Origin of the sequence: Klebsiella sp. 54 (assembly GCF_018223875.1) — a bacterium.
Classification (GTDB): domain Bacteria; phylum Pseudomonadota; class Gammaproteobacteria; order Enterobacterales; family Enterobacteriaceae; genus Klebsiella; species Klebsiella quasipneumoniae.
Genome location: NZ_JAGRRA010000001.1, coordinates 47,508 through 71,357, shown reverse-complemented (window position 1 = coordinate 71,357; position 23,850 = coordinate 47,508). Strand labels below are relative to the sequence as shown.

Below are 23,850 nucleotides of genomic sequence, written 5' to 3'. Positions count from 1 at the left end.
AGGATGAATGGCCCTCTCCCGGTTCACTTTCGCTGCAGCTCATTAACCGCTTTCTTATCCAGTACCCGGCAGGTCAAAAACGCCCCTGCCGCGCACAGCAGCGTCGGGGCCAGATAGCTGTGATCCATGTGGGTGAATTCCATCACCAGCACCACCGCCGTCAGCGGCATCTGCATGGAGGCGGCGAGAAAAGCGGCTGCTCCCACCAGGGCGAAACTACTTTCATCTCCGCCGGGGAACCCTGATTGCCAGAGCGCGCAGAGCAGCAGGCTGGCCAGCCCGCCCACCGCCAGCCCCGGGGTTAGCAACCCGCCCTCCGCGCCGCCGCGCAGCACCGCCAGGATCACCACCATCTTCAGCCCTAACAGGATCGCGACCATGGAGAGAGACAGCCCGTCGCTGAGCGCCAGCTGCATCGGCCCCTTGCCATTGCCCGGTAGCGCAGGGAGCCAGAGGCTCAGGACGGCAAGAAGTGAAAACGCCAGCAGACAGAACACCGGCATCTGCCAGTTAATTCGCACGCGTGAACGCGCTGCGCTGGTCGCTTTGCGAAAGAGCCAGGCGCCGGCGCCCAGAATCGGGCCCACCAGAATCGCCCACCAGAGAAAGGTGTGCGGAAGCGCGCTGGAAACAAAATGGTATTGCGATTCATCCCCTAACCCGAGGGTGGCCGTCCAGGCGGCAATCGCCGAGGTCATTATCGCCGCCAGCGTTTTTTCCCAGCTAAACGATAGCAGCATGACCTCGAGGGTGAACAACGCCCCTGCCAGCGGGACGTTATACACCGCCGCCAGGCCCGCGCCCGCCCCACAGGCAATCAGCGTGCGGGTGTCATCCTCCAGCAGGCTCAGCTTACGCGCCACCATCCCCCCTCCCAGCGCGCCCATTTCCCGCGGCGCCACTTCGCGGCCAAGCGGGGAACCCAGCGCTACGGTGACGATCTGCAACAGGGCGTGGATCGTCGTGGTGCCCGCGGGCATGGGGACGGAAGGGTTAGCCGCCGCCGCGGCAATGGAAACCCGCTTCTGCCCATAGCGACCAAGCAGCCACCAGCCAAATCCGGCGACGATGCCGCCGGCCACGATTGCCGCGATGCGACGTGGCCAGGGCGACGCCGTGACGCCCTGTAAAAATGACACCGAACCGACGATCAGCCCGGAACTGTAGCCAAAAGCCAGGTGCTGAATGGCGTGTAAAATCAGTGCCAAAACCATGCCGGACAGACCGGCCAGAATCCCGGTTAATACCACGGCCAACAGGCGAGTCAGAGAATGTTTGCTCCCGGCGGCGACACGCATTTTCTCATCTCCTCGAGAAAGAAAATAAAAGGATAAAGGTCGGGACTTAAACATTAGGTATTCGTAGCGTTTTCAATATAGAAAATCGATCGGGAACAAGTCATTACTTTTTCTAATCTTTAAAAATTCAAAAAATAGAAATCAACCGCCAATTAAAGCCAATTTAATCTATATTGGCATTAGTTTTTCCTGGCCTAACTATTTCACTTTAGAAAATCTCAATCGTGATCCTGCGCACAAATCGTTAACCTGCCGGCCACTGTCTGGGGGGATCTATGCTGCTTCATGTTCTGTATTTAATCGGTATCACCGCGGAAGCCATGACCGGAGCGCTGGCTGCCGGGCGTCGGCGGATGGATACGTTCGGCGTCATTATTATCGCCACCGCGACCGCGCTGGGCGGGGGTTCCGTTCGCGATATCCTGCTGGGACACTATCCTCTCGGCTGGGTGAAGCATCCGGAATACGTCATTATTGTCGCCGTCGCCGCCGTCCTTACCACAATTGCCGCCCCGGTAATGCCGCACCTGCGCCGGCTTTTCCTGGTGCTGGATGCGCTGGGGCTGATCGTATTTTCCATCATCGGTGCGCAAATCGCCCTGGATATGGGAGAAGGGCCGGTTATCGCCTCTATTGCTGCGGTCATCACCGGCGTTTTTGGCGGTGTACTGCGCGATATGTTCTGCAAACGCATTCCGCTGGTCTTCCAGAAAGAGCTGTACGCCGGGATCTCGTTTGCCGCAGCGGTACTCTATATAGCGCTGCAACATTACGTTAGCAGCCACGATGTGGTGGTCCTGGCCACGCTGCTGTTCGGCTTTACCGCCCGCATGCTGGCGCTGCGCTGGAAGCTCGGGCTACCGGTCTTCCACTACACCCACGACGCCCACTAACCGCCTCAAAACCCGGGGATGCGTTGCCCGCTAAGCCATTGCGCCAGCGCCGCCACGTCAGGGTGATGCAGGAAAGCCACCAGCTGTCGGGCTCTGATCGCCCCCACGCCCGGCAGCGTGCGCCATTGCGCTTCACTCTTTGCCGTGAGGAGGCGCCAGTTTTCATTTCCAGGCTGCGCCAGCGCCTCCTGGGGCACCGGGATCCCCATCGCCAGCACCCAGCGTATAAAAGGCCGTTTACGAATAAGATCAAACTGATGCCAGAGGTGCTGCCCACGGGCGGCCGAGATCCCAGGCATCGCCTGCAGCTGCTCCGCCGTGAGCGCCAGCCAGGAAAAAAGATGCTCCATCGGGTGCTGCCGCTGAATGACGCGCCATACGTTTTCCCCTACGCCATCGATATCCAGCACCGACTTTGATGACAACCAGACCAGCCGGGAAAGAAACTGTTCGCTGCACTCAGGGGTGGCGAAATAGCAGGTTAGCGCATTGAATTTGGCCGCCGGCGGCGTCGGTTTAAGGCGCTCGGCCATCCGCCAGACGACCGCGTCGATCCGTGGAATACCCTGACCTGCCAGACTGATCTGCAGCTGATCGCCAACCCCAATATCCAGCGCCTGCCAGCGGGCCACAGAGCCAACGTTAACCCGCTGCACGCGTTTGTCATCCAGTCGCTGGGGCTCAAGCTCAACCACTACGTTGACTCTACCGCTGCGGCCGGTACTGAAATGGATCGCCCGCACCTCCATCACCCGCGATGCCGGAGGATATTTCCAGGCTGCCAGCCATTCGCCCTTTCCCGGTGACCAGACGCGCCCCGCCGGTTCGCGCCCTTCACGCACAATCACGCCATCGCTGACGAAGGGCAGCGGCGAGCGATACCACCGCTGGCGCCACTCCGCCACCTGCTCAACACGCGTCACCGGATGGGTGTATTGTCCGCTGTAGATAAACCCCGCCTGCGCCAGCAGCTTCTGACGACGGCGCATATCCAACGGACCGTCTGGCCAGGCCCAGATAAAAACGTCCAGCTGGCTGAGGGGCGCCGCCGCGTCAGCCCGCATCATCAACCCGGCGACTTTCGCCCGCGCGTTCATTCCGCCAGCCTGCTGCTGAACATGCCCCTCCCGACGCAGAAACAGCTCCCCCTGCAGCACGCTGTTGGCCAGTTCGCCGGTCGTCAGCTTCGCCAGCGCCGGGATCTGCCGCGCTCGGGCGGTCCACAACTCACCGCGCAGGCCATCCCCGCGGCTGATAGCCTGAACCAGATGCCCCTGGCGATAGACCAGGGTTACCGCCACGCCGTCCACTTTAGGCTGTATCCACAGGTCGGTTTTATTTTTCATCCAGCGGGCCAGGCTGGCTTCATCCGCCAGCTTGCGTACGCCGGTATGGGCGACCGGATGACGCGTATCGCCGGTCGGTGGAGACAGACCGTCCTCCTCAGGCGTCGCGCCCGGAAAGCATTGCCGCCACTGCGTCAGGCGCTGGGTGAGCTGGTCGTAAACGTCATCACTCACCTCGCTGGCGCCCTGTCGCCAGTAAGCCTCGTTCCAGGCGTCAATCTGTTGATGAAGACGTGCAATCTCCTGTCTGCCTTTAGCCGGCGGCCAGTCCGGGCACGTCGCCAGCGCGCTGGCAGAGAACATCCCTATCGCCAGCCACCCCCCTCCTTTACGCATTGCAGTTCCCTCCTTCAGCACCTGACGGAGAGTCTGCGGCAGAATACCGGAAACCGCGACGGGGGCTTTTTCACCCTGCGAAGCGCCTTCCAGGATTTGCACCTCGTTGCAGCAACGGCTGGCGAATTTAGGAAAACGGCAGGCAAAATGAAAGAAACAGCGGCAAAAAGTGTGACAAGGACTGCGTCACGCCGCGGCGACGTGTATAATAGGCTCGTATGTAGGACCTCTTTCGATAACCACATACAAAAGACACTCATGGCTCAAGGCACGCTTTATATTGTTTCCGCCCCTAGCGGCGCGGGTAAATCCAGCCTGATTCAGGCTTTATTAAAAACCCAACCGTTGTATGACACCCAGGTATCGGTTTCCCATACCACGCGGGCGCCGCGTCCGGGTGAAGTGCACGGCGAACACTATTTCTTCGTGAATCACGACGAATTCCGCTCGATGATTGGCGAAAACGCGTTTCTGGAACATGCAGAGGTCTTTGGCAACTATTACGGCACGTCGCGTAAAGCGATCGAGCAGGTGCTGGCGACCGGTGTTGATGTCTTCCTCGATATCGACTGGCAGGGCGCGCAGCAGATCCGTAAAAGCATGCCGGGCGCACGCAGCATTTTTATTCTGCCGCCGTCAAAAGATGAACTGGACCGTCGCCTGCGCGGCCGCGGCCAGGACAGCGAAGAGGTGATCGCGAAACGAATGGCCCAGGCCGTTGCGGAAATGAGCCATTACGCCGAATATGATTACCTGATTGTGAACGATGATTTTGACACCGCCCTGAGCGACCTGAAAAATATCATCCGCGCTGAACGTCTGCGCATGAGCCGCCAAAAGCAGCGACATGGCGCTTTAATCACCAAACTATTGGCAGACTGAACCCACATTCAGTATCATGCCCAGTCATTTCTTCACCTGTGGAGCATTTTAAGTATGGCACGCGTAACTGTTCAGGACGCTGTAGAGAAAATTGGTAACCGTTTTGACCTGGTACTGGTCGCCGCGCGTCGCGCTCGTCAGATGCAGGTAGGCGGAAAGGATCCGCTGGTACCGGAAGAAAACGATAAAACCACCGTAATCGCACTGCGCGAAATCGAAGAAGGTCTGATCAACAACCAGATCCTCGACGTACGTGAGCGCCAGGAACAGCAAGAGCAGGAAGCCGCTGAATTACAAGCCGTTACCGCGATTGCTGAAGGTCGTCGTTAATCACACAGCGGGTCGCCCTTGTATCTGTTTGAAAGCCTGAATCAGCTGATTCAAAACTACCTGCCGGAAGACCAGATCAAACGTCTGCGGCAGGCGTATCTCGTTGCACGTGACGCTCACGAGGGTCAGACACGTTCAAGCGGTGAACCTTATATCACGCACCCGGTCGCGGTAGCCTGTATTCTGGCCGAGATGAAGCTCGACTACGAAACGCTGATGGCCGCGCTGCTGCATGATGTGATTGAAGATACTCCCGCCACCTACCAGGACATGGAACAGCTTTTTGGTAAAAGCGTCGCCGAACTGGTAGAGGGGGTATCGAAACTTGATAAGCTCAAGTTCCGCGATAAGAAAGAGGCGCAGGCCGAAAACTTTCGTAAAATGATCATGGCGATGGTGCAGGACATCCGCGTCATCCTCATCAAGCTTGCCGACCGCACCCACAACATGCGTACCCTGGGCTCGCTACGCCCGGATAAACGCCGCCGCATCGCCCGCGAAACGCTGGAAATCTACAGCCCGCTGGCGCACCGTTTAGGTATCCATCACATCAAAACTGAGCTCGAAGAGCTGGGCTTTGAGGCGCTGTACCCGAACCGCTACCGCGTCATTAAAGAGGTGGTCAAAGCGGCGCGCGGCAACCGTAAAGAGATGATCCAAAAGATCCTCTCGGAAATCGAAGGGCGTTTGCAGGAAGCGGGGATCCCCTGCCGCGTCAGCGGTCGCGAAAAGCATCTGTACTCGATCTACTGCAAAATGGTGCTCAAAGAGCAGCGTTTTCACTCGATCATGGATATCTACGCCTTCCGCGTTATCGTCCATGATGCCGATGTCTGCTACCGCGTGCTTGGCCAGATGCACAGCCTCTATAAACCGCGTCCAGGTCGTTTCAAAGATTATATCGCCATTCCGAAAGCGAACGGCTATCAGTCTTTGCACACCTCGATGATCGGCCCCCACGGCGTCCCGGTCGAGGTACAAATTCGTACCGAAGACATGGACCAGATGGCGGAGATGGGGGTCGCGGCGCACTGGGCTTATAAAGAGCACGGCGGCGAAAGCAGCACCACCGCGCAAATCCGCGCCCAGCGCTGGATGCAAAGCCTGCTGGAGCTGCAGCAGAGCGCCGGCAGCTCGTTTGAATTTATTGAGAGCGTTAAATCCGATCTGTTCCCCGATGAGATTTACGTTTTCACCCCGGAAGGGCGCATTGTCGAACTGCCCGCTGGCGCCACGCCGGTGGACTTCGCCTATGCGGTGCATACCGATATCGGCCATGCCTGCGTCGGCGCGCGCGTCGACCGCCAGCCCTATCCACTGTCGCAGCCGCTCTCCAGCGGTCAGACTGTCGAAATTATTACCGCGCCGGGCGCACGTCCGAATGCCGCCTGGCTGAACTTTGTCGTCAGCTCGAAGGCGCGCGCCAAGATCCGTCAGCTGCTGAAAAACCTCAAGCGCGATGACTCGGTCAGCCTTGGCCGTCGTCTGCTCAACCACGCGCTGGGCGGTAGCCGCAAACTCGCCGAGATCCCGCCGGAGAATATCCAGCGCGAGCTCGACCGGATGAAGCTGGCCTCGCTTGACGATCTGCTGGCGGAGATCGGTCTGGGCAACGCCATGAGCGTGGTGGTGGCGAAAAACCTGCAGCAGGGCGAAGCCGCTGCGGCACCGGTGCCGGCCAATGCCTCGAACCACGGCCATCTACCGATCAAAGGCGCCGATGGCGTGCTGATCACTTTCGCCAAATGCTGTCGTCCGATCCCCGGTGACCCGATTATCGCCCACGTCAGTCCCGGCAAAGGGCTGGTTATCCATCATGAATCCTGTCGTAACATCCGCGGCTACCAGAAAGAGCCGGAGAAATTTATGGCGGTTGAGTGGGATAAAGAGACCGCTCAGGAGTTCATTACGGAGATCAAGGTGGATATGTTTAACCACCAGGGCGCACTGGCTAACCTGACGGCGGCGATCAACACCGCCTCTTCCAATATCCAGAGTCTGAATACGGAAGAGAAAGATGGCCGCGTATACAGCGCCTTTATCCGCCTGACCGCCCGCGACCGCGTGCATCTGGCGAATATCATGCGCAAAATCCGCGTCATGCCGGACGTGATTAAAGTCACCCGTAACCGAAATTAGCTTTTAGACAAAACATTCGAATTGCATCAAGGCAGCAAGCGAATGACAAATCTGCCGGGAGCAGATTTGAACGCTGCTTGCAGGCCCCGTCAGGGGAGAGGCTCAGGGATGGGCCGCGTGATCCGCAGCGACTAAAGAGGTAATTCGAAGGATGAAGTGTAATGAATTCACAGCGTTACGCGCGTATCTGCGAGATGCTCGCCAGGCGTCAGCCTGACCTGACGGTCTGCATGGAGCAGGTCCATAAGCCCCATAACGTCTCTGCGGTCATCCGGACCGCAGACGCCGTTGGCGTACACGAGGTGCACGCGGTCTGGCCGAGCAGCCGGATGCGCACCATGGCCTCCGCCGCCGCGGGCAGCAACAGCTGGGTGCAGGTGAAAACCCACCGTACCATCGCAGATGCCGTCGGCCACCTCAAAGGCCAGGGTATGCAAATCCTCGCCACCCATCTTTCCGGCAAAGCCATCGATTTCCGTGAAATCGACTATACGCGCCCAACCTGCATCCTGATGGGTCAGGAGAAAACCGGCATCACTCAGGAAGCGCTGGCCCTGGCCGATCAGGACATTATTATCCCGATGATCGGCATGGTGCAGTCGCTGAACGTCTCCGTCGCCTCGGCGCTGATCCTGTATGAAGCCCAGCGGCAGCGACAAAACGCCGGGATGTACCAACGCGCCAACAGCATGCTGCCGCCGGAAGAGCAGCAGCGCCTGCTGTTTGAAGGCGGCTATCCGGTGCTGGCCCGCGTCGCGAGACAGAAAGGGCTGCCTTACCCCCACGTTAACGAGCAGGGCGAAGTGGAAGCCGATGCCGCGTGGTGGGCCACCATGCAGGCTGCGAGGTAAACCCCATGTCAGGCCGCCTGTTAGATGCCGTTCCGCTCAGTTCACTCACCGGCGTTGGGGCTGCGCAGAGCAGCAAGCTGGCGAAGATCGGCCTGCATACGGTACAGGATCTGCTGCTGCACCTGCCTTTGCGCTACGAAGATCGCACCCATCTTTACCCGATAGCCGATCTGCTGCCCGGGGTTTATGCCACCGTGGAAGGCGAAGTGCTCAACAGCAATATCACCTTCGGCGGCCGCCGAATGATGACCTGCCAGATCAGCGATGGCACCGGCATCCTCACCATGCGCTTTTTCAACTTCAACGCGGCGATGAAAAACAGCCTCGCGACCGGTCGACGAGTGCTGGCCTACGGTGAAGCCAAACGCGGGAAGTACGGAGCCGAGATGATCCACCCGGAATACCGCGTCCAGGGCGATATGAGCACCCCGGAGCTGCAGGAGACCCTGACGCCGGTCTACCCGACTACCGAAGGCATTAAGCAGGCGACCCTGCGCAAGCTCACAGATCAGGCGCTCGAGCTGCTCGAGACCTGCGCAATTAGCGAACTCCTGCCGCCGGAGCTGGCGCAGGGGATGATGAGCCTGCCGGAGGCGCTGCGTACGCTGCACCGTCCGCCTCCCTCCTTGCAACTTAGCGAGCTGGAAAGCGGCAAGCACCCGGCGCAGCAGCGCCTGATTCTGGAAGAGCTGCTGGCGCACAACCTTAGTATGCTGGCGCTACGGGCAGGCGCCCAGCGCTATCACGCCCTGCCGCTCGGCGCCAACGATACCCTGAAAAATCAGCTGCTGGCCTCCCTGCCCTTTAAGCCCACCGGCGCGCAGGCGCGGGTCACCGCCGAGATCGAGCGCGATATGGCGCTGGACGTGCCGATGATGCGCCTGGTGCAGGGCGACGTTGGCTCCGGTAAAACGCTGGTCGCCGCCCTGGCCGCTCTGCGCGCTATCGCCCACGGCAAACAGGTGGCGCTGATGGCGCCCACCGAACTGCTCGCCGAGCAGCACGCCAACAACTTCCGCAGCTGGTTTGCACCGCTGGGCATTGAGGTCGGCTGGCTGGCGGGCAAACAGAAAGGCAAAGCACGCCAGGCGCAGCAGGACGCTATCGCCAGCGGCGAGGTGCAGATGATTGTCGGCACCCACGCCATCTTCCAGGAACAGGTGCAGTTTAACGGCCTGGCGCTGGTGATCATCGACGAACAGCACCGCTTCGGCGTACACCAGCGGCTGGCGCTGTGGGAGAAAGGTCAGCAGCAAGGTTTCCACCCGCATCAGCTGATCATGACCGCCACGCCGATCCCGCGCACCCTGGCGATGACTGCCTACGCCGACCTCGATACCTCGGTTATCGACGAGCTGCCGCCGGGCCGAACCCCGGTGACTACCGTCGCTATCCCGGACACCCGGCGCAGCGATATTATTGACCGCGTGCGCAACGCTTGCACCCACGAAGGCCGCCAGGCGTATTGGGTCTGTACGCTGATTGAGGAGTCCGATCTGCTGGAGGCCCAGGCGGCGGAAGCGACCTGGGAGGAGCTCAAGCTGGCGCTGCCGGAGCTGAATATCGGTCTGGTGCACGGGCGGATGAAACCGGCGGAGAAGCAGGCGGTGATGCAGGCTTTCAAGCAGGGCGAAATGCATCTGCTGGTGGCCACTACGGTCATTGAAGTCGGTGTCGACGTACCGAACTCGAGCCTGATGATTATCGAAAACCCGGAACGTCTGGGTCTGGCGCAGCTGCACCAGCTCAGAGGGCGCGTCGGGCGCGGCGCGGTCGCTTCCCACTGCGTGCTACTCTATAAATCGCCGCTCTCTAAAACGGCGCAGAAACGCCTGCAGGTGCTGCGTGACAGTAACGACGGTTTCGTCATCGCCCAGAAAGACCTTGAAATTCGCGGTCCCGGTGAGCTGCTCGGCACCCGCCAGACCGGCAACGCTGAGTTTAAAGTGGCGGATTTGCTGCGCGATCAGGCGATGATCCCCGACGTTCAGCGCATAGCGCGCCACATTCATGAACGCTATCCGCTGCAGGCCCAGGCGCTGATCGAGCGCTGGATGCCGGAAACCGAACGCTATTCCAACGCGTAGCGCGCTTTTGCCGCGCTGCGGGCAATCTTTCTACACAATGAGTGGATTATGAAACGAGAACTGGCCATCGAATTTTCGCGTGTCACCGAAGCCGCCGCGCTGGCGGGCTATAAATGGCTGGGCCGCGGCGATAAAAACTCCGCCGACGGCGCAGCGGTTAACGCCATGCGCATTATGCTTAACCTCGTCAATATCGACGGCACCATCGTCATCGGCGAGGGCGAAATCGATGAAGCGCCGATGCTCTATATCGGCGAAAAAGTGGGCACCGGCCAGGGCGATGCGGTGGATATCGCCGTCGATCCCATCGAAGGTACCCGGATGACGGCGATGGGCCAGGCTAATGCCCTGGCAGTGATGGCGGTCGGCGATAAAGGCTGCTTCCTCAACGCGCCGGATATGTATATGGAAAAGCTGATTGTCGGCCCAGGCGCTAAAGGCGCTATCGATCTCAATCTGCCGCTGGAAGAGAACCTGCGCAATATCGCCCGCGCGCTGAACAAGCCGCTGGGCGAGCTGACCGTCACCGTGCTGGCGAAACCGCGCCACGATGCGGCGATTGCTCAGCTGCAGCAGCTGGGCGTGCGCGTGTTCGCCATTCCCGATGGCGACGTCGCGGCCTCCATTCTTACCTGCATGCCGGATAGCGAAGTGGACGTGCTGTACGGCATCGGCGGCGCGCCGGAAGGGGTGGTTTCCGCCGCGGTGATCCGCGCGCTCGACGGCGATATGCAGGGCCGCCTGCTGGCTCGTCACCACGTGAAGGGCGACAGCGAAGAGAATCGCCGCATCGGTGAAAACGAGCTGGCGCGCTGCAAAACCATGGGCATCGAAGCGGGTAAAGTGCTGCGCCTTGATGAAATGGCGCGCAGCGATAACGTCGTCTTCTCCGCTACCGGCATCACCAAAGGCGATCTGCTGGACGGCATCACCCGTAAGGGCAATATGGCCACCACCGAGACGCTGCTGATCCGCGGCAAGTCGCGCACCATCCGTCGGATCCAGTCGATTCATTACCTCGACCGTAAAGATCCGGACGTCCAGCAGCACATCCTGTAATACCGCTTTCTCTCCTCCAGGCAACCGTCCGCGGGCGGTTGTCCTGTTCTTCGTTTATATTTGATCAATAGAGCTTTCTTGCGCCTGCGGGGTGGAAATCTTGCCCGTCTGGGCCGAAGATAAGGCATCGCTTGGCAACGGGAGAAGACGATGGCGGACTGGGTTAGCGGCAAAGTGACAAAAGTGGAGTACTGGACGGACGCCTTGTTCAGTTTATACGTGCGGGCGCCTGTCCATCCGTTTACCGCCGGGCAATTTACCAAGCTCGGGCTGGAAATCGACGGCGAACGCGTGCAGCGCGCCTACTCCTACGTCAACGCCCCCGGCAATCCCGATCTCGAGTTCTATCTGGTCACCGTCCCGGAAGGCAAGCTGAGCCCGCGTCTGGCGGCGCTGAAACCGGGCGATGAGGTCCAGGTGGTGAGCGAAGCGGCTGGCTTCTTCGTCCTCGAGGAAGTACCGGATTGCGATACTCTGTGGATGCTGGCGACCGGCACCGCCCTCGGGCCTTATCTGTCGATTCTCCAGGAAGGCAAAGATCTTGAGCGATTTAATCATCTGGTGCTGGTCCACGCCGTGCGCTACGCCGCAGACCTGAGCTATCTGCCGCTGATGCGCGAGCTTGAGCAGCGCTACGCCGGCAAATTACGCATCCAGACGGTGATCAGCCGCGAAACCGTGGCAGGCTCGCTGACCGGCCGGGTGCCGTCCCTGATTGAAACCGGGGCGCTGGAGGAGGCGGTCGGCCTGCCGATGACCCGCGACACCAGCCATGTGATGCTGTGCGGCAACCCGCAGATGGTACGCGATACCCAACAGCTGTTAAAAGAGACCCGGCAGATGACCAAACATCTGCGTCGCCGGCCGGGCCACATGACGGCGGAGCACTACTGGTAATCAGGCGTCCGCTTTCCAGCGCACGTCCTGGGTCTCCTTGCCGAACTTATTCTCGCCCTGGGTGCCGACAAACGCCCCCAGGTCGATCAGCATCATGACGATAATCAGCGTCGGCACAAAGCGCCCAACGCCCCACTGCCAGACCTGCGGCAGCATCGCCCAGTTCCCCGCCAGCAGCATCCACGCCAGAATCATCAGCAGCGCCCACAGTCCGGATTTGCCGCGATCGTGCAGCCGCTTCACCACCACCGCCGCCGTCGGCCACAGCAGGCAGACAATAATAAACGCCGCCGTCTGCAGATTAAGCAGATTGCTGCCTGCCAGGGTGAACAGCGCGCTCATGGTCACCAGCCAAATGGCAATCCAGATCCAGAAATCGCGGCGGCCAATGCGCCCTTTAATTGAGAATAACCACTGCTGTAGGGTCATGCGTTTTTCCTTATCATCATCGTCTGCGTAGTTTACCCTGGCGTCGTGACTTTTTGACAAGCGCCGCGCTTCCCGATTTAATCGTCAGCAGGCAAAAAAAGGAACGACGGGCATGAAGAAGTGGACAATCTTGTGTTTCAGTGGGCTGATGGGCCTTGCCGTCGGCCCGCATGCGTTGTCCGCAGAAAGCGAATCGACGACCGCAGCCCCCTACCTGCTCGCCGGCGCGCCGAGCTTTGACCTGTCGATCAGCCAGTTCCGGGAAAAATTTAACACCGATAACCCGAAGCTGCCTCTGAATGAATTCCGTTCCATATCAACCAGCCGCGATCGGGCTAACCTGACCCGCGCCGCCAGCAAGATTAACGAAAATCTCTATGCCTCCACCGCGCTGGAGCGCGGCACGCTGAAGATCAAATCCATGCAGATCACCTGGCTGCCGATCCAGGGGCCGGAGCAAAAGGCGGCGAAGGCCAAAGCGCTGGAGTATATGAGCGCCATGATCCGCGCCTTCGTGCCCACCCTTAGCCCGGCGCAGAGCCAGCAAAAACTGCAGAAACTGCTGACTGCCGGCAAAGGCAAACGCTACTTCTCCGACACCGAGGGCGCTGTGCGCTATGTGGTGGCAGATCATGGTGAAAAGGGTCTGACCTTCGCTGTTGAACCGATTAAGCTGGCGCTATCTGAAACGCTGGAAGGTAACAATAAATGACAAAAAGCAAAGCCTTTCCAGTGACGAGTCTCTATACTGTTTCACAGACCATGCTGCCCTCTGGGGCGGCTATATTCCTTAATTCGCTTAAGTAGCGTGGAGAATTAAAATGCGACATCCTTTAGTGATGGGTAACTGGAAACTGAACGGCAGCCGCCACATGGTAAACGAACTGGTTGCGAACCTGCGTACCGAGCTGGCTGGCGTAAGCGGCTGCGCAGTTGCCATCGCCCCGCCGGAAATGTATCTGGACCTGGCTAAGCGTGCGGCAGAAGGCAGCCACATCCACCTGGGCGCGCAGAACGTTGACGTAAACCTGTCCGGCGCTTTCACCGGTGAAACCTCCGCCGAAATGCTGAAAGATATCGGCGCACAGTACATCATCATCGGCCACTCCGAGCGTCGTACCTACCACAAAGAATCCGACGAGCTGATCGCGAAGAAATTCGCCGTGCTGAAAGAGCAGGGTCTGACTCCGGTACTGTGCATCGGTGAAACCGAAGCCGAAAACGAAGCGGGCAAAACGGAAGAAGTTTGCGCACGTCAGATCGACGCGGTACTGAAAACGCAGGGCGCTGCCGCTTTCGAAGGCGTGGTTATCGCTTACGAACCGGTATGGGCTATCGGTACCGGCAAATCCGCGACCCCGGCTCAGGCTCAGGCGGTGCACAAATTCATCCGTGACCACATTGCTAAAGCTGACGCTAAAATCGCTGAGCAAGTGATCATCCAGTACGGCGGTTCCGTTAACGCTGGCAACGCCGCAGAGCTGTTCACCCAGCCGGACATCGACGGCGCGCTGGTTGGCGGCGCCTCCCTGAAAGCTGACGCTTTCGCGGTGATCGTGAAAGCTGCGGAAGCGGCGAAAAAAGCGTAATCCGCTTTTCCCGGTGGCGACACGCGACCGGGATGACTGATAAATCTCTGAGGCCCGGCTTCGCACAACGCAAGCCGGGCTTTTTTTGCCGCTACAGTTTTCCCAGCAGCTGATACCAGGCGTAGTCCAGCGGCAGCAAAATCAAATAGCTCACCGCCGCCAGCGCCAGACAAAGCAACATCCCCGCCCTCGCCGGAACTTTGCCTAACCCCATCGCGACCACGATCGGTGACGCCTGATACGGCAGCAGCGGCGTGGAATAACCCAGCACCTGAATCATAATCACGCTCAGCAGCGGGAAGCCAGTGGCGTCGGCAAAGCTCTGGGCAAAGGTGGTATACAGCGCCGGCACGCCGTTGGCGGTCATAATAAAGTTCAGCGCGCTGGTAATTCCGGTCAGCGCCAGGAAGCTGGTGAAAGGATTGTCTTTATCCAGGGGCATCACCTGCAGCAGCGCATTGCCCACCGCACCGCCAATTCCGGTTTGGGTGACGGCGATCGCCAGTCCCAGAATCCCGGCAACATAAATGCAGGTGCGCATATTCACCCCGCTGGCAAACTCTTCGCCGCTGATAAAGCCCACCCGCGGCAGCAGCGTGACCACCGCCGCCGCCAGGCCGGTCCACGCCGGGCCGATGCCATGCCAGCTCTCGGTCACCCACAGCGTGAGGACCACCGCCAGCAGCCACGCCAGACGCTTCTCGTCGCGGCTCATCGCCGGCATCGGCGCCAGGTCGCGCGGCGGATGCGGCTTACCGGGAAACAGCCAGCAGATCAGCGCCACCAGCGCCGCCCCTTTCAGCCAGCCAAGCACCGGCGTATGCAGCAGTAAATAGGGAACATAATTCAGATGGATACCGTACGAGCCCTCCGCCGCGCCGCTCATCACCAGATTCGGCACGTTGGCGGGCAAAATCGTCGCCGAAAGCTGAAAGGTGCCGAACCCCACCGCCAGCGCCAGGCCGAACCAGCCGCGGCTGCCGTCGGCAATGCCCGCCCGGCGGGCCATCGCCGCCACGATCGGCATCAGCAGCGCGATGCGCCCCATGTTGGAAGGCATCACGAACGCCAGGGCATAGCTCAGGAGTACCACGCTGGCGACCATCCGCGGCCAGGAGTCGGTTAGCCGCGCCGACAGCGCCTGCGCCGCCCGGTCCGCCAGCCCGGTTTTACGGATCGCGATGCCGAGCACAAAGCCGCTGAACACCAGCCAGAAGGCCGAGGAGGCAAAGCCGCCAAAGATCACCTCCGGCGGGGCGATTTTCGCCATCATCGCCGCAGCGAAAAACAGCAGCGCGGTGATAAATTCCGGCAGCAGCGACGTCGCCCAGAGCACAATGGTAACGCCGACAATCAGTGAAGGGAGGAACAGCGGGTGGGTAAGCCAGAGCGACATGCCTGTCTCCTGTCGTTTTTTTCAGCAAGAATACGACGACAGGTAAGACAGGTAAACGCCAGAACTAGTGGTTTGCGTTAAGGATGGCGCAGCGATGATCCTGAATTTCTTCCGCCGAGGCCCGGTTCAGGGACAGCAGGTTACGCTCCGTCGCCAGCAGCACCAGAGAGCCGTCGCTCTGCTGCGCCATCGCCAGCGCGTAGCGTCCCATATGCTGACGCGCCTCCGGCACCTCTTCCGCCAGCATCAGGAACGGGCTGCGCTGGGCGAGCTCCGCCTCCGTCACCCGGCGCGCCAGATATTCATGGCCCTGAAGCCCGCCCGGCAACGGCAGCCAGCGGCTGCTGATCGCCGCCGCATCCTTGTCTAACTGCGCGCGCACATCGGGGCGCAGGCAAGAGATATGAATATGGAAATGGTTTTGCGTGCGTCCGCTGCGCGAGTTGATCGCCAGCGATATCGCGTTATCGGGAACCGGCGCGCCGCCGTGGCGCTGGCTCATGATCTCACGCCCCTGCCAGGCCTGCCAGAAGAAGTTCGGCGTCAGCGGGTCCAGCAGCAGCGGGCTTTCGGTGCCGTTAATGCGGTAGGTCGGCATCAGCAAATACTGCAGCGGGCCGTTACGATCTTTAAACAGCACATAGCCGCCCTTGAGGTTCACTTCGGCACACGGCGACGGGTTTTGCTGCTGTTGCTGATGGGGAACGCACTGCTGCAGAACAATCTTGCGCAACGCGTCCGGGTTGCCAGAGTGCAGCCAGTAGTAGCCGCCCGCCAGCGCCGCGAGGATCGCCACCAGCAGCGCCAGCAAAAAGTATCTTACTCTTCTCATTTTCATTCCCTGTTAAGCCTGAAGCGGAAGAGTAACGTAATTTGATGACTAAATGAAAACAGATGACGGGCGGAGCGTTTTCCGGGTCGCGGCTGGCGCCTTACCCGGGCTACGCACGGCGTATAACCGTAGCCCTGCTAAGCGTAGCGCAAGCAGGGATTCCCGGGTGGCGGCTGACGCCTTGCCCGGGCTACGCACAGCGCAAAACTGTAGCCCTGCTAAGCGTAGCGCAAGCAGGGACAAGAGAATTAACGCTGGCTAATCTGGTCGAAGGTGCCGCCGTTGGAGAAGTGCTCTTTCTGCGCTTTCGTCCAGCCGCCGAACTCCTGATCGATAGTGAACAGTTTCAGTTTCGGGAATTCATTAGCATATTTCTTCGCCACGTTCGGATCGCGCGGACGGTAGAAGTTCTTCGCCGCAATCTCCTGGCCTTCCGGCGAGTAGAGATACTTCAGGTACGCTTCCGCCACCTGGCGGGTGCCTTTCTTATCCACGACTTTATCGACCACCGAAACGGTCGGCTCAGCCAGAATCGACTCACTCGGGGTCACGATTTCAAACTTGTCTTTGCCCAGTTCGTTGGTCGCCAGCAGCGCTTCGTTTTCCCAGGCGATCAGCACATCGCCGATCCCGCGTTCTACGAAGGTATTGGTCGAACCGCGCGCGCCGGAGTCCAGCACTTCCACGTTTTTATACAGCGCCTTGACGAAATCCTGGGCTTTCGCCTGGTCGCCATGGTTCTGATGCAGGGCATAGCCCCAGGCCGCCAGGTAGTTCCAGCGAGCGCCGCCGGAGCTTTTCGGGTTCGGGGTGATGACCGACACGCCCGGTTTGATCAGGTCGTTCCAGTCATGGATCTGTTTCGGGTTGCCCTTACGGACAAGGAACACGATGGTGGAAGTATAAGGCGCGGAGTTATCCGGCAGGCGCTTCAGCCAGTTTTTATCGATACGGCCGCGCTCGGCGATCGCGTCGACGTCGTAGGCCAGCGCCAGCGTAACCACATCCGCTTCAATACCGTTAATCACCGAGGTCGCCTGCTTGCCGGAGCCGCCGTGCGACTGGCGGATCACCACGTTGTCGCCGGTCTCCTGCTTCCAGTGCGCGCTGAACGCTTTGTTGTACTGTTCGTACAGCTCGCGCGTTGGATCATAAGATACGTTTAATAGCTGAAAATCTTTTGCCAGAACGCTGGCGGATGCCAGCAACAGAGTTAACCCTACGCCCCACTTATTCATCGCACCGCTCTCTTTATGTCGTGTTGTGATGGGCTAAGCGTGCCAGAAAGCGATTCAATGATTAAAGAATAAAAAAAGATTGGCTATAACTTGTGAGTATAAAGGAAGGGATAAGGATCACCCCCTCCCTGGCGGGAGAGGGCGTGAAGCGATTAGACTTCTTCCATGCGGCCCAGCAGCGCCTGCAGACGCTCCTGCCAGCCCTGCTGCTGCTCTTTCAGCTGGCTGTTTTCGCGCTCCAGCTCTTCACGACCATGCTGCGCGCTCTGAACTTCCTGCACCAGGGTGTTGTTCTTTTCTTTCAGCTCTTCGATTTCCATCTGCAACAGAGTGATGGTATCAATCGCCTGCTGAACCTTAGATTCTAATTTCTCAAACACTTCTAATGACATCGTCATACCTCTCCTGAACTTGCAAGGCGTTGATAGAAACTGGTGTTTCGTATACGCGGTCCCGCCTTAACGAAAATTAGCGCACATAGCGGTGTTATCGTCGATTGTATGAATCCCCGCCGCCCCTGTCCAGCGGCAAGCCGCGCAGATTGCGGTTTGCAACACTTTTCAGTCTTTACCTGGTACTTTCAGCGCAGTTCGCTCGTACTTCATGAGCCATTGTTAATATTATGGTTAACAAAATGCGAGGTGAAACGCTCCGGCAGCGCGCTTAATGCGCGCGAATGGCGCGAAAACGCTCATTTTCTTGACGTGGTACACACATTTGAAGTTCGATATTTCTCGTTTTTGCTCGTTAACGATAAATTAACACTATGCCTACATGGCAATATGGTCGTCTGTGACCACCCTACATACAATAATCATCACCACGCTTCAGGATTCGATTATGAGCCAAACATCAACCTTAAAAGGCCAGTGCATCGCAGAGTTCCTCGGTACCGGGTTGTTGATCTTTTTCGGCGTTGGGTGCGTGGCTGCGCTCAAGGTCGCGGGAGCCAGCTTCGGACAATGGGAAATCAGCATCATCTGGGGTCTGGGCGTCGCCATGGCGATCTACCTGACCGCAGGCGTATCCGGTGCGCACCTTAACCCTGCGGTGACTATCGCGCTCTGGCTGTTCGCCTGCTTCGATGGCCGCAAAGTGGTTCCTTTTATTATTTCGCAATTCGCTGGCGCCTTTTGCGCTGCGGCATTAGTTTACGGGCTTTATTACAATCTTTTCCTCGATTATGAAACCACCCACCATATGGTACGCGGCAGCGTGGAAAGCCTTGATCTGGCTGGCATCTTCTCCACTTACCCGAACCCGCATATCAATTTTGTGCAGGCCTTCGCGGTAGAGATGGTGATTACCGCTATCCTGATGGGCGTCATCCTGGCGCTGACCGACGATGGCAACGGTGTGCCGCGCGGCCCGCTGGCGCCGCTGCTGATCGGCCTGCTGATCGCGGTGATTGGCGCCTCCATGGGACCGCTGACCGGCTTCGCCATGAACCCGGCGCGTGATATCGGCCCGAAAGCCTTCGCCTGGCTGGCCGGCTGGGGCGACGTCGCCTTCACCGGCGGTAAAGATATTCCTTATTTCCTGGTGCCGCTGTGCGCACCGGTGGTCGGCGCGGCGCTGGGCGCGTTCAGCTATCGTAAGCTGATTGGCCGCCACCTGCCTTGCGACACCTGCGTGGACGAAGAGCAAGAGAGCCCCTCCTCTTCCTCCACTCAACATAAAGCTTCGCTGTAATCTGACTACGGGACACCGACTATGACCGACAAAAAATATATCGTTGCGCTTGACCAGGGCACTACCAGCTCCCGGGCCGTTGTGATGGATCATGATGCCAATATCGTCAGCGTCTCCCAGCGAGAATTCGAACAAATTTATCCTAAGCCAGGCTGGGTTGAACACGACCCGATGGAAATCTGGGCGTCCCAAAGCTCGACGCTGGTCGAAGCGCTGGCCAAAGCGGATATCAACTCCGATCAGATCGCGGCCATCGGTATCACCAACCAGCGTGAGACCGTGGTGGTGTGGGAGCGCGAGACCGGCAAACCGATCTATAACGCCATCGTCTGGCAGTGCCGCCGCACCGCCGAGATCTGCGAGCAGCTCAAGCGTGACGGGATGGAGGAGTATATCCGCAAGGCCACTGGCCTGGTGGTGGACCCCTACTTCTCCGGCACCAAGGTGAAATGGATCCTCGACCATGTCGAAGGTTCCCGTGAGCGTGCGAAGCGCGGTGAGCTGCTGTTCGGCACCGTGGACACCTGGCTTATCTGGAAGATGACCCAGGGTCGCGTGCACGTCACCGACTACACCAACGCCTCGCGTACCATGCTGTTCAACATCCACGACCTGGACTGGGACGACAAGATGCTCGACGCGCTGGATATTCCGCGCGCCATGCTGCCGGAAGTACGCAAGTCGTCCGAAGTGTACGGCCAGACCAACATCGGTGGTAAAGGCGGGACCCGCATTCCTATCGCCGGGATCGCCGGTGACCAGCAGGCGGCCCTGTTCGGCCAGCTGTGCGTCAAGGAAGGGATGGCGAAAAACACCTACGGCACCGGCTGCTTTATGCTGATGAACACCGGCGAAAAAGCGGTGACCTCCACTCACGGTCTGCTGACCACCATCGCCTGCGGTCCGCGCGGCGAGGTGAACTACGCACTGGAAGGGGCGGTGTTTATGGCTGGCGCCTCCATTCAGTGGCTGCGCGACGAGATGAAGCTCATCAGCGATGCGTTCGATTCCGAGTACTTCGCCACCAAAGTGAAGGACACCAACGGCGTGTACGTCGTGCCTGCGTTCACCGGTCTTGGCGCGCCGTACTGGGACCCCTATGCCCGCGGCGCGATTTTCGGCCTCACCCGTGGCGTGAACTCGAACCACATTATCCGTGCGACGCTGGAGTCCATCGCCTATCAGACCCGCGACGTGCTGGAAGCGATGCAGGCTGACTCCGGTATCCGTCTGCATGCGCTGCGCGTGGATGGCGGCGCGGTGGCCAACAACTTCCTCATGCAGTTCCAGTCCGATATCCTCGGCACCCGCGTGGAGCGTCCGGAAGTGCGCGAAGTGACAGCCCTGGGCGCCGCCTATCTGGCCGGTCTGGCGGTCGGCTTCTGGCAGAACCTCGATGAGCTGCAGGAAAAAGCGGTGATTGAGCGTGAATTCCGCCCGGGGATTGAAACCACCGAGCGTAACTATCGTTACAGCGGCTGGAAGAAAGCGGTAAAACGCGCGTTAGCGTGGGAAGAGCACGACGAAGCGTAAGATTGTGGAGGTATTCCCGGCTTGCGGCGTAAACGCCTTAGCCGGGCTACAAAACCCCAAACAGCACGATCTTGTAGCCCGGACAGGTGCGCAGCACCGCCTCCGGGTTTTTTATCAACCAAATATCGGCAGCAACAGGTACAGCTTAATCACCAGCGCGTTGACGATATCGATAAAGAACGCCCCCACCATCGGCACCACCAGGAAGGCCATATGTGACGGGCCGAAACGGTCGGTAATTGCCTGCATATTGGCGATCGCCGTCGGCGTTGCCCCCAGACCAAACCCGCAATGCCCGGCTGCCAGCACCGCGGCATCGTAGTTTTTACCCATCATCCGATAGGTGACGAACACTGCATACAGCGCCATCGCTACCGCCTGCACCGCCAGGATAATAATCATCGGCAGCGCCAGAGAAGCCAGTTCCCAGAGCTTGAGGCTCATCAGCGCCATGGCGAGGAACAGCGACAGGCTGACGTTGCCCAGCACCGACACCGCGCGATCGAACACCCGATACAGCCCCGCCAGCGCCAGGCTGTTGCTGAGGATCACGCCGATAAACAGCACGCAGACAAAGGTCGGCAATTCAAAGACACTGCCCGCCAGCAGTTGCGCAACCACCTTGCCCACCGTCAGACAGATGGCGATCAGGGCGATACTCTCGATCAGCACCAGCGAGGTGATCACCCGCCCCACGTCCGGCTTTTCGAAGGCGGTCGGCGCCACCTGATCGTCCGGCGTCCCGTCCGGCGAGGAAGAGTGTTTCACCAGGTAACGCGCCACCGGGCCGCCGATCAGGCCGCCGAGCACCAGGCCGAAAGTCGCGCAGGCCATCGCCACCTCGGTGGCGTTGGCAAAACCATAGCGCTCAACGAACAGCTTGCTCCATGCCGCCCCGGTGCCGTGGCCGCCGGAAAGGGTAATAGAACCGGCCAGCAGACCCATCAGCGGATCCAGGCCCAACAGCTTCGCCATGCCGATACCGAGGGCGTTCTGCAGCAGCAACAGACCAACCACCACAATCAGAAAGGTACCCAGCACCTTGCCGCCCGCCCGCAGGCTGGCCAGGTTGGCGTTCAGACCGATGGTGGCGAAGAACGCCAGCATCAGCGGATCTTTGAGGCTCATATCGAAATCAATATCGATATCCATACTTTTTTTCAGCACCAGCAGCGCCAGCGCCACCAGCAGACCGCCGGCAACAGGTTCAGGAATGGTGTATTTCTTGAGGAGGGGTACGGTTTGGACGAGTTTTCTGCCGAGTAATAGCACAAGCGTTGCGGCAACGAGCGTCGATAAGGTATCGAGATGAAACATAAAAAGCTCCTTATGGGCGCATGATCCATTCACACGCGACGATATTCCTGGTGTCTTTAGCTTCTCTTCATGAGGAGGCAGAGGGGGATTTTACGCAGAACGGCGGAAAAAATGACAGAAAAAGATATTTTGTATCCTGAATGATGCGATTTAGCATACAAAATGTTAATAATCTCGTTGCGCATATTCACAGCATAAATTTTTATGGGCAAACGCTGGCAAACGTTTGCTTTTGGTCTACAGTCCGATAAAATTCCCGCTTTGCCACCTTGGGATTGCTTGTGATGTCCGTTAACACCGCAGAGTCAGAAAATGCGCAACCGGTTGCGCATAAACCAGCCAGCGAATTAATTTACCGCCTCGAAGATCGCCCGCCCCTACCGCAAACCCTGTTCGCCGCCTTCCAGCACCTGCTGGCGATGTTTGTCGCGGTGATCACCCCGGCGCTATTAATCTGCCAGGCTCTCGGTCTCCCGGCGCAAGATACCCAACATATCATCAGCATGTCGCTGTTCGCCTCCGGCGTGGCCTCCATTATTCAGATCAAAGCCTGGGGCCCGGTCGGTTCCGGACTGCTCTCCATCCAGGGCACCAGCTTCAACTTTGTCGCCCCGCTGATCATGGGCGGCACCGCGCTGAAAACCGGCGGCGCCGACGTCCCGACGATGATGGCCGCCCTGTTCGGCACCCTGATGCTGGCCAGCTGCACGGAAATGGTCCTCTCCCGCGTCCTGCACCTCGCGCGCCGCATCATTACCCCGCTGGTCTCCGGCGTGGTGGTGATGATCATCGGCCTGTCGCTGATTCAGGTTGGGTTGACCTCCATCGGCGGCGGCTACGCGGCGATGGCCGACCATACCTTCGGCGCGCCGAAGAACCTGCTGCTGGCGGGCATCGTGCTGGCGCTGATCATCATTCTCAACCGCCAGCGTAATCCCTATTTGCGCATCGCTTCGCTGGTGATTGCCATGGCGGCGGGCTATCTGGCGGCGTGGTTCCTCGATATGCTGCCGGCCAACACCGCCCCGACCAACAGCAGCCTCATCACCGTCCCGACGCCGCTCTACTATGGCCTCGGCATTGACTGGAGCCTGCTGCTGCCGCTGATGCTGGTGTTTATGATCACCTCCCTGGAAACCATCGGCGATATCACCGCCACCTCCGACGTCTCCGAACAGCCGGTCTCGGGTCCGCTGTATATGAAGCGCCTGAAAGGCGGCGTGCTGGCTAACGGCCTCAACTCCTTTGTGTCCGCGGTCTTCAACACCTTCCCGAACTCCTGCTTCGGCCAGAACAACGGCGTGATCCAGCTGACCGGCGTCGCCAGCCGCTACGTCGGCTTTGTGGTGGCGCTGATGCTGATCGTCCTCGGGCTGTTCCCGGCGGTGAGCGGCTTCGTACAGCATATCCCTGAGCCAGTGCTCGGCGGCGCCACGCTGGTGATGTTCGGCACCATCGCCGCGTCCGGCGTGCGCATCGTCTCCCGCGAGCCGCTGAATCGCCGGGCGATCCTGATTATCGCCCTGTCGCTGGCGGTGGGCCTCGGCGTGTCGCAGCAGCCGTTGATCCTGCAGTTCGCGCCGGACTGGCTGAAGAATCTGCTCTCCTCCGGTATCGCCGCCGGCGGTATCACGGCGATTGTTCTGAATTTAATTTTCCCGCCAGAAAAAGCCTGATTTAACGCGTCCCGGTCGTGCCATCGGCCG

General features: G+C 59.4%; 21 protein-coding genes. 13 read left to right on the top strand and 8 right to left on the bottom strand.

Going from position 1 to position 23,850, the window contains the following annotated elements; all coding sequences use genetic code 11:
• Nucleotides 1-23 precede the first annotated feature (23 nt).
• Nucleotides 24-1,298, bottom strand: coding sequence for a chloride channel protein (locus KHQ24_RS00335; protein WP_211777077.1), 1,275 nt, complete (start codon nt 1,296-1,298; stop codon nt 24-26).
• Nucleotides 1,299-1,573: 275 nt separating this feature from the next.
• Here KHQ24_RS00335 and KHQ24_RS00330 point away from each other — a divergent pair, with 275 nt between their 5' ends.
• On the top strand, nt 1,574-2,191 hold the full coding sequence (locus KHQ24_RS00330) for a trimeric intracellular cation channel family protein (protein ID WP_002922654.1): 618 nt from the start codon (nt 1,574-1,576) through the stop codon (nt 2,189-2,191).
• Between the two features lie 5 nt (nt 2,192-2,196).
• Here KHQ24_RS00330 and ligB read toward each other — a convergent pair whose 3' ends face one another.
• The gene (gene ligB, locus KHQ24_RS00325; RefSeq protein ID WP_211777076.1) at nt 2,197-3,873 is read right to left on the bottom strand and encodes an NAD-dependent DNA ligase LigB; all 1,677 of its coding nucleotides are present in this window, start codon (nt 3,871-3,873) and stop codon (nt 2,197-2,199) included.
• Between the two features lie 258 nt (nt 3,874-4,131).
• Here ligB and gmk point away from each other — a divergent pair, with 258 nt between their 5' ends.
• The 7 genes from gmk to fpr all read left to right on the top strand — a co-directional run bounded on the left by gmk (nt 4,132) and on the right by fpr (nt 12,118).
• Nucleotides 4,132-4,755 (top strand): guanylate kinase, encoded by a 624-nt coding sequence (gene gmk / locus KHQ24_RS00320; RefSeq protein ID WP_002922664.1) that lies wholly within the window; start codon nt 4,132-4,134, stop codon nt 4,753-4,755.
• 54 nt (nt 4,756-4,809) lie between these two features.
• Entirely contained in the window at nt 4,810-5,085 is a 276-nt protein-coding gene (gene rpoZ, locus KHQ24_RS00315; protein ID WP_000135058.1) for a DNA-directed RNA polymerase subunit omega, read from the top strand.
• A gap of 18 nt (nt 5,086-5,103) precedes the next feature.
• A complete protein-coding gene (spoT, locus tag KHQ24_RS00310; protein WP_004205080.1) occupies nt 5,104-7,224 on the top strand; it encodes a bifunctional GTP diphosphokinase/guanosine-3',5'-bis pyrophosphate 3'-pyrophosphohydrolase in 2,121 nt (706 codons plus the stop codon).
• Between the two features lie 161 nt (nt 7,225-7,385).
• Nucleotides 7,386-8,075, top strand: a complete 690-nt coding sequence (trmH, locus tag KHQ24_RS00305; RefSeq protein WP_023319341.1) for a tRNA (guanosine(18)-2'-O)-methyltransferase TrmH — start codon at nt 7,386-7,388, stop codon at nt 8,073-8,075.
• Nucleotides 8,076-8,080: 5 nt separating this feature from the next.
• Nucleotides 8,081-10,162, top strand: coding sequence for an ATP-dependent DNA helicase RecG (gene recG, locus KHQ24_RS00300; RefSeq protein ID WP_023319342.1), 2,082 nt, complete (start codon nt 8,081-8,083; stop codon nt 10,160-10,162).
• Between the two features lie 48 nt (nt 10,163-10,210).
• The gene (gene glpX, locus KHQ24_RS00295) at nt 10,211-11,221 is read left to right on the top strand and encodes a class II fructose-bisphosphatase (protein ID WP_004205085.1); all 1,011 of its coding nucleotides are present in this window, start codon (nt 10,211-10,213) and stop codon (nt 11,219-11,221) included.
• A gap of 150 nt (nt 11,222-11,371) precedes the next feature.
• Complete coding sequence (gene fpr, locus KHQ24_RS00290; protein WP_211777075.1) at nt 11,372-12,118, top strand: ferredoxin--NADP(+) reductase; 747 nt, start codon at nt 11,372-11,374, stop codon at nt 12,116-12,118.
• Here the strand turns inward: fpr and KHQ24_RS00285 are convergent, their stop codons facing one another.
• Nucleotides 12,119-12,547 carry a DUF805 domain-containing protein gene (locus tag KHQ24_RS00285; RefSeq protein ID WP_004173894.1) on the bottom strand — a complete coding sequence of 143 codons (429 nt, stop codon included), beginning with the start codon at nt 12,545-12,547 and terminating at the stop codon, nt 12,119-12,121.
• A gap of 112 nt (nt 12,548-12,659) precedes the next feature.
• On the opposite strand from KHQ24_RS00285, the gene KHQ24_RS00280 reads away from it, so the two are divergent.
• The gene (locus KHQ24_RS00280) at nt 12,660-13,259 is read left to right on the top strand and encodes a YiiQ family protein (protein WP_004205087.1); all 600 of its coding nucleotides are present in this window, start codon (nt 12,660-12,662) and stop codon (nt 13,257-13,259) included.
• Nucleotides 13,260-13,368: 109 nt separating this feature from the next.
• Nucleotides 13,369-14,136: a triose-phosphate isomerase gene (gene tpiA / locus KHQ24_RS00275; RefSeq protein ID WP_002922909.1), complete on the top strand. Its 768-nt coding sequence runs from the start codon at nt 13,369-13,371 to the stop codon at nt 14,134-14,136.
• Between the two features lie 91 nt (nt 14,137-14,227).
• On the opposite strand, the gene KHQ24_RS00270 is transcribed toward tpiA, so the two are convergent.
• The 4 genes from KHQ24_RS00270 to zapB all read right to left on the bottom strand — a co-directional run bounded on the left by KHQ24_RS00270 (nt 14,228) and on the right by zapB (nt 18,000).
• Nucleotides 14,228-15,532 carry an SLC13 family permease gene (locus KHQ24_RS00270; protein WP_211777074.1) on the bottom strand — a complete coding sequence of 435 codons (1,305 nt, stop codon included), beginning with the start codon at nt 15,530-15,532 and terminating at the stop codon, nt 14,228-14,230.
• A 64-nt stretch (nt 15,533-15,596) separates the two neighbouring features.
• Complete coding sequence (locus tag KHQ24_RS00265) at nt 15,597-16,370, bottom strand: CDP-diacylglycerol diphosphatase (RefSeq protein WP_211777073.1); 774 nt, start codon at nt 16,368-16,370, stop codon at nt 15,597-15,599.
• 242 nt (nt 16,371-16,612) lie between these two features.
• Nucleotides 16,613-17,602, bottom strand: coding sequence for a sulfate ABC transporter substrate-binding protein (locus KHQ24_RS00260; RefSeq protein WP_004205090.1), 990 nt, complete (start codon nt 17,600-17,602; stop codon nt 16,613-16,615).
• A 152-nt stretch (nt 17,603-17,754) separates the two neighbouring features.
• Nucleotides 17,755-18,000: a septal ring assembly protein ZapB gene (gene zapB, locus KHQ24_RS00255; protein ID WP_004150222.1), complete on the bottom strand. Its 246-nt coding sequence runs from the start codon at nt 17,998-18,000 to the stop codon at nt 17,755-17,757.
• A 442-nt stretch (nt 18,001-18,442) separates the two neighbouring features.
• On the opposite strand from zapB, the gene KHQ24_RS00250 reads away from it, so the two are divergent.
• Both KHQ24_RS00250 and glpK read left to right on the top strand, forming a co-directional pair.
• A complete protein-coding gene (locus KHQ24_RS00250; protein WP_004205091.1) occupies nt 18,443-19,294 on the top strand; it encodes an MIP/aquaporin family protein in 852 nt (283 codons plus the stop codon).
• Between the two features lie 21 nt (nt 19,295-19,315).
• Nucleotides 19,316-20,827 carry a glycerol kinase GlpK gene (gene glpK, locus KHQ24_RS00245; RefSeq protein WP_004873089.1) on the top strand — a complete coding sequence of 504 codons (1,512 nt, stop codon included), beginning with the start codon at nt 19,316-19,318 and terminating at the stop codon, nt 20,825-20,827.
• A 114-nt stretch (nt 20,828-20,941) separates the two neighbouring features.
• On the opposite strand, the gene gltS is transcribed toward glpK, so the two are convergent.
• Entirely contained in the window at nt 20,942-22,144 is a 1,203-nt protein-coding gene (gene gltS / locus KHQ24_RS00240) for a sodium/glutamate symporter (protein WP_004901437.1), read from the bottom strand.
• Between the two features lie 284 nt (nt 22,145-22,428).
• Between gltS and KHQ24_RS00235 the strand changes: the two genes are divergently transcribed.
• Entirely contained in the window at nt 22,429-23,820 is a 1,392-nt protein-coding gene (locus KHQ24_RS00235) for a nucleobase:cation symporter-2 family protein (RefSeq protein ID WP_004150226.1), read from the top strand.
• The last annotated feature ends 30 nt before the right edge of the window (nt 23,821-23,850 follow it).

What these genes read in the sequence shown, in the direction of transcription:
- KHQ24_RS00335 (WP_211777077.1), bottom strand. Translation starts at nt 1,298, where the DNA reads ATGCGTGTCGCCGCCGGGAGCAAACATTCTCTGACTCGCCTGTTGGCC.
- KHQ24_RS00330 (WP_002922654.1), top strand. Translation starts at nt 1,574, where the DNA reads ATGCTGCTTCATGTTCTGTATTTAATCGGTATCACCGCGGAAGCCATG.
- ligB (WP_211777076.1), bottom strand. Translation starts at nt 3,873, where the DNA reads ATGCGTAAAGGAGGGGGGTGGCTGGCGATAGGGATGTTCTCTGCCAGC.
- gmk (WP_002922664.1), top strand. Translation starts at nt 4,132, where the DNA reads ATGGCTCAAGGCACGCTTTATATTGTTTCCGCCCCTAGCGGCGCGGGT.
- rpoZ (WP_000135058.1), top strand. Translation starts at nt 4,810, where the DNA reads ATGGCACGCGTAACTGTTCAGGACGCTGTAGAGAAAATTGGTAACCGT.
- trmH (WP_023319341.1), top strand. Translation starts at nt 7,386, where the DNA reads ATGAATTCACAGCGTTACGCGCGTATCTGCGAGATGCTCGCCAGGCGT.
- recG (WP_023319342.1), top strand. Translation starts at nt 8,081, where the DNA reads ATGTCAGGCCGCCTGTTAGATGCCGTTCCGCTCAGTTCACTCACCGGC.
- glpX (WP_004205085.1), top strand. Translation starts at nt 10,211, where the DNA reads ATGAAACGAGAACTGGCCATCGAATTTTCGCGTGTCACCGAAGCCGCC.
- fpr (WP_211777075.1), top strand. Translation starts at nt 11,372, where the DNA reads ATGGCGGACTGGGTTAGCGGCAAAGTGACAAAAGTGGAGTACTGGACG.
- KHQ24_RS00285 (WP_004173894.1), bottom strand. Translation starts at nt 12,547, where the DNA reads ATGACCCTACAGCAGTGGTTATTCTCAATTAAAGGGCGCATTGGCCGC.
- KHQ24_RS00280 (WP_004205087.1), top strand. Translation starts at nt 12,660, where the DNA reads ATGAAGAAGTGGACAATCTTGTGTTTCAGTGGGCTGATGGGCCTTGCC.
- tpiA (WP_002922909.1), top strand. Translation starts at nt 13,369, where the DNA reads ATGCGACATCCTTTAGTGATGGGTAACTGGAAACTGAACGGCAGCCGC.
- KHQ24_RS00270 (WP_211777074.1), bottom strand. Translation starts at nt 15,532, where the DNA reads ATGTCGCTCTGGCTTACCCACCCGCTGTTCCTCCCTTCACTGATTGTC.
- KHQ24_RS00265 (WP_211777073.1), bottom strand. Translation starts at nt 16,370, where the DNA reads ATGAAAATGAGAAGAGTAAGATACTTTTTGCTGGCGCTGCTGGTGGCG.
- KHQ24_RS00260 (WP_004205090.1), bottom strand. Translation starts at nt 17,602, where the DNA reads ATGAATAAGTGGGGCGTAGGGTTAACTCTGTTGCTGGCATCCGCCAGC.
- zapB (WP_004150222.1), bottom strand. Translation starts at nt 18,000, where the DNA reads ATGACGATGTCATTAGAAGTGTTTGAGAAATTAGAATCTAAGGTTCAG.
- KHQ24_RS00250 (WP_004205091.1), top strand. Translation starts at nt 18,443, where the DNA reads ATGAGCCAAACATCAACCTTAAAAGGCCAGTGCATCGCAGAGTTCCTC.
- glpK (WP_004873089.1), top strand. Translation starts at nt 19,316, where the DNA reads ATGACCGACAAAAAATATATCGTTGCGCTTGACCAGGGCACTACCAGC.
- gltS (WP_004901437.1), bottom strand. Translation starts at nt 22,144, where the DNA reads ATGTTTCATCTCGATACCTTATCGACGCTCGTTGCCGCAACGCTTGTG.
- KHQ24_RS00235 (WP_004150226.1), top strand. Translation starts at nt 22,429, where the DNA reads ATGTCCGTTAACACCGCAGAGTCAGAAAATGCGCAACCGGTTGCGCAT.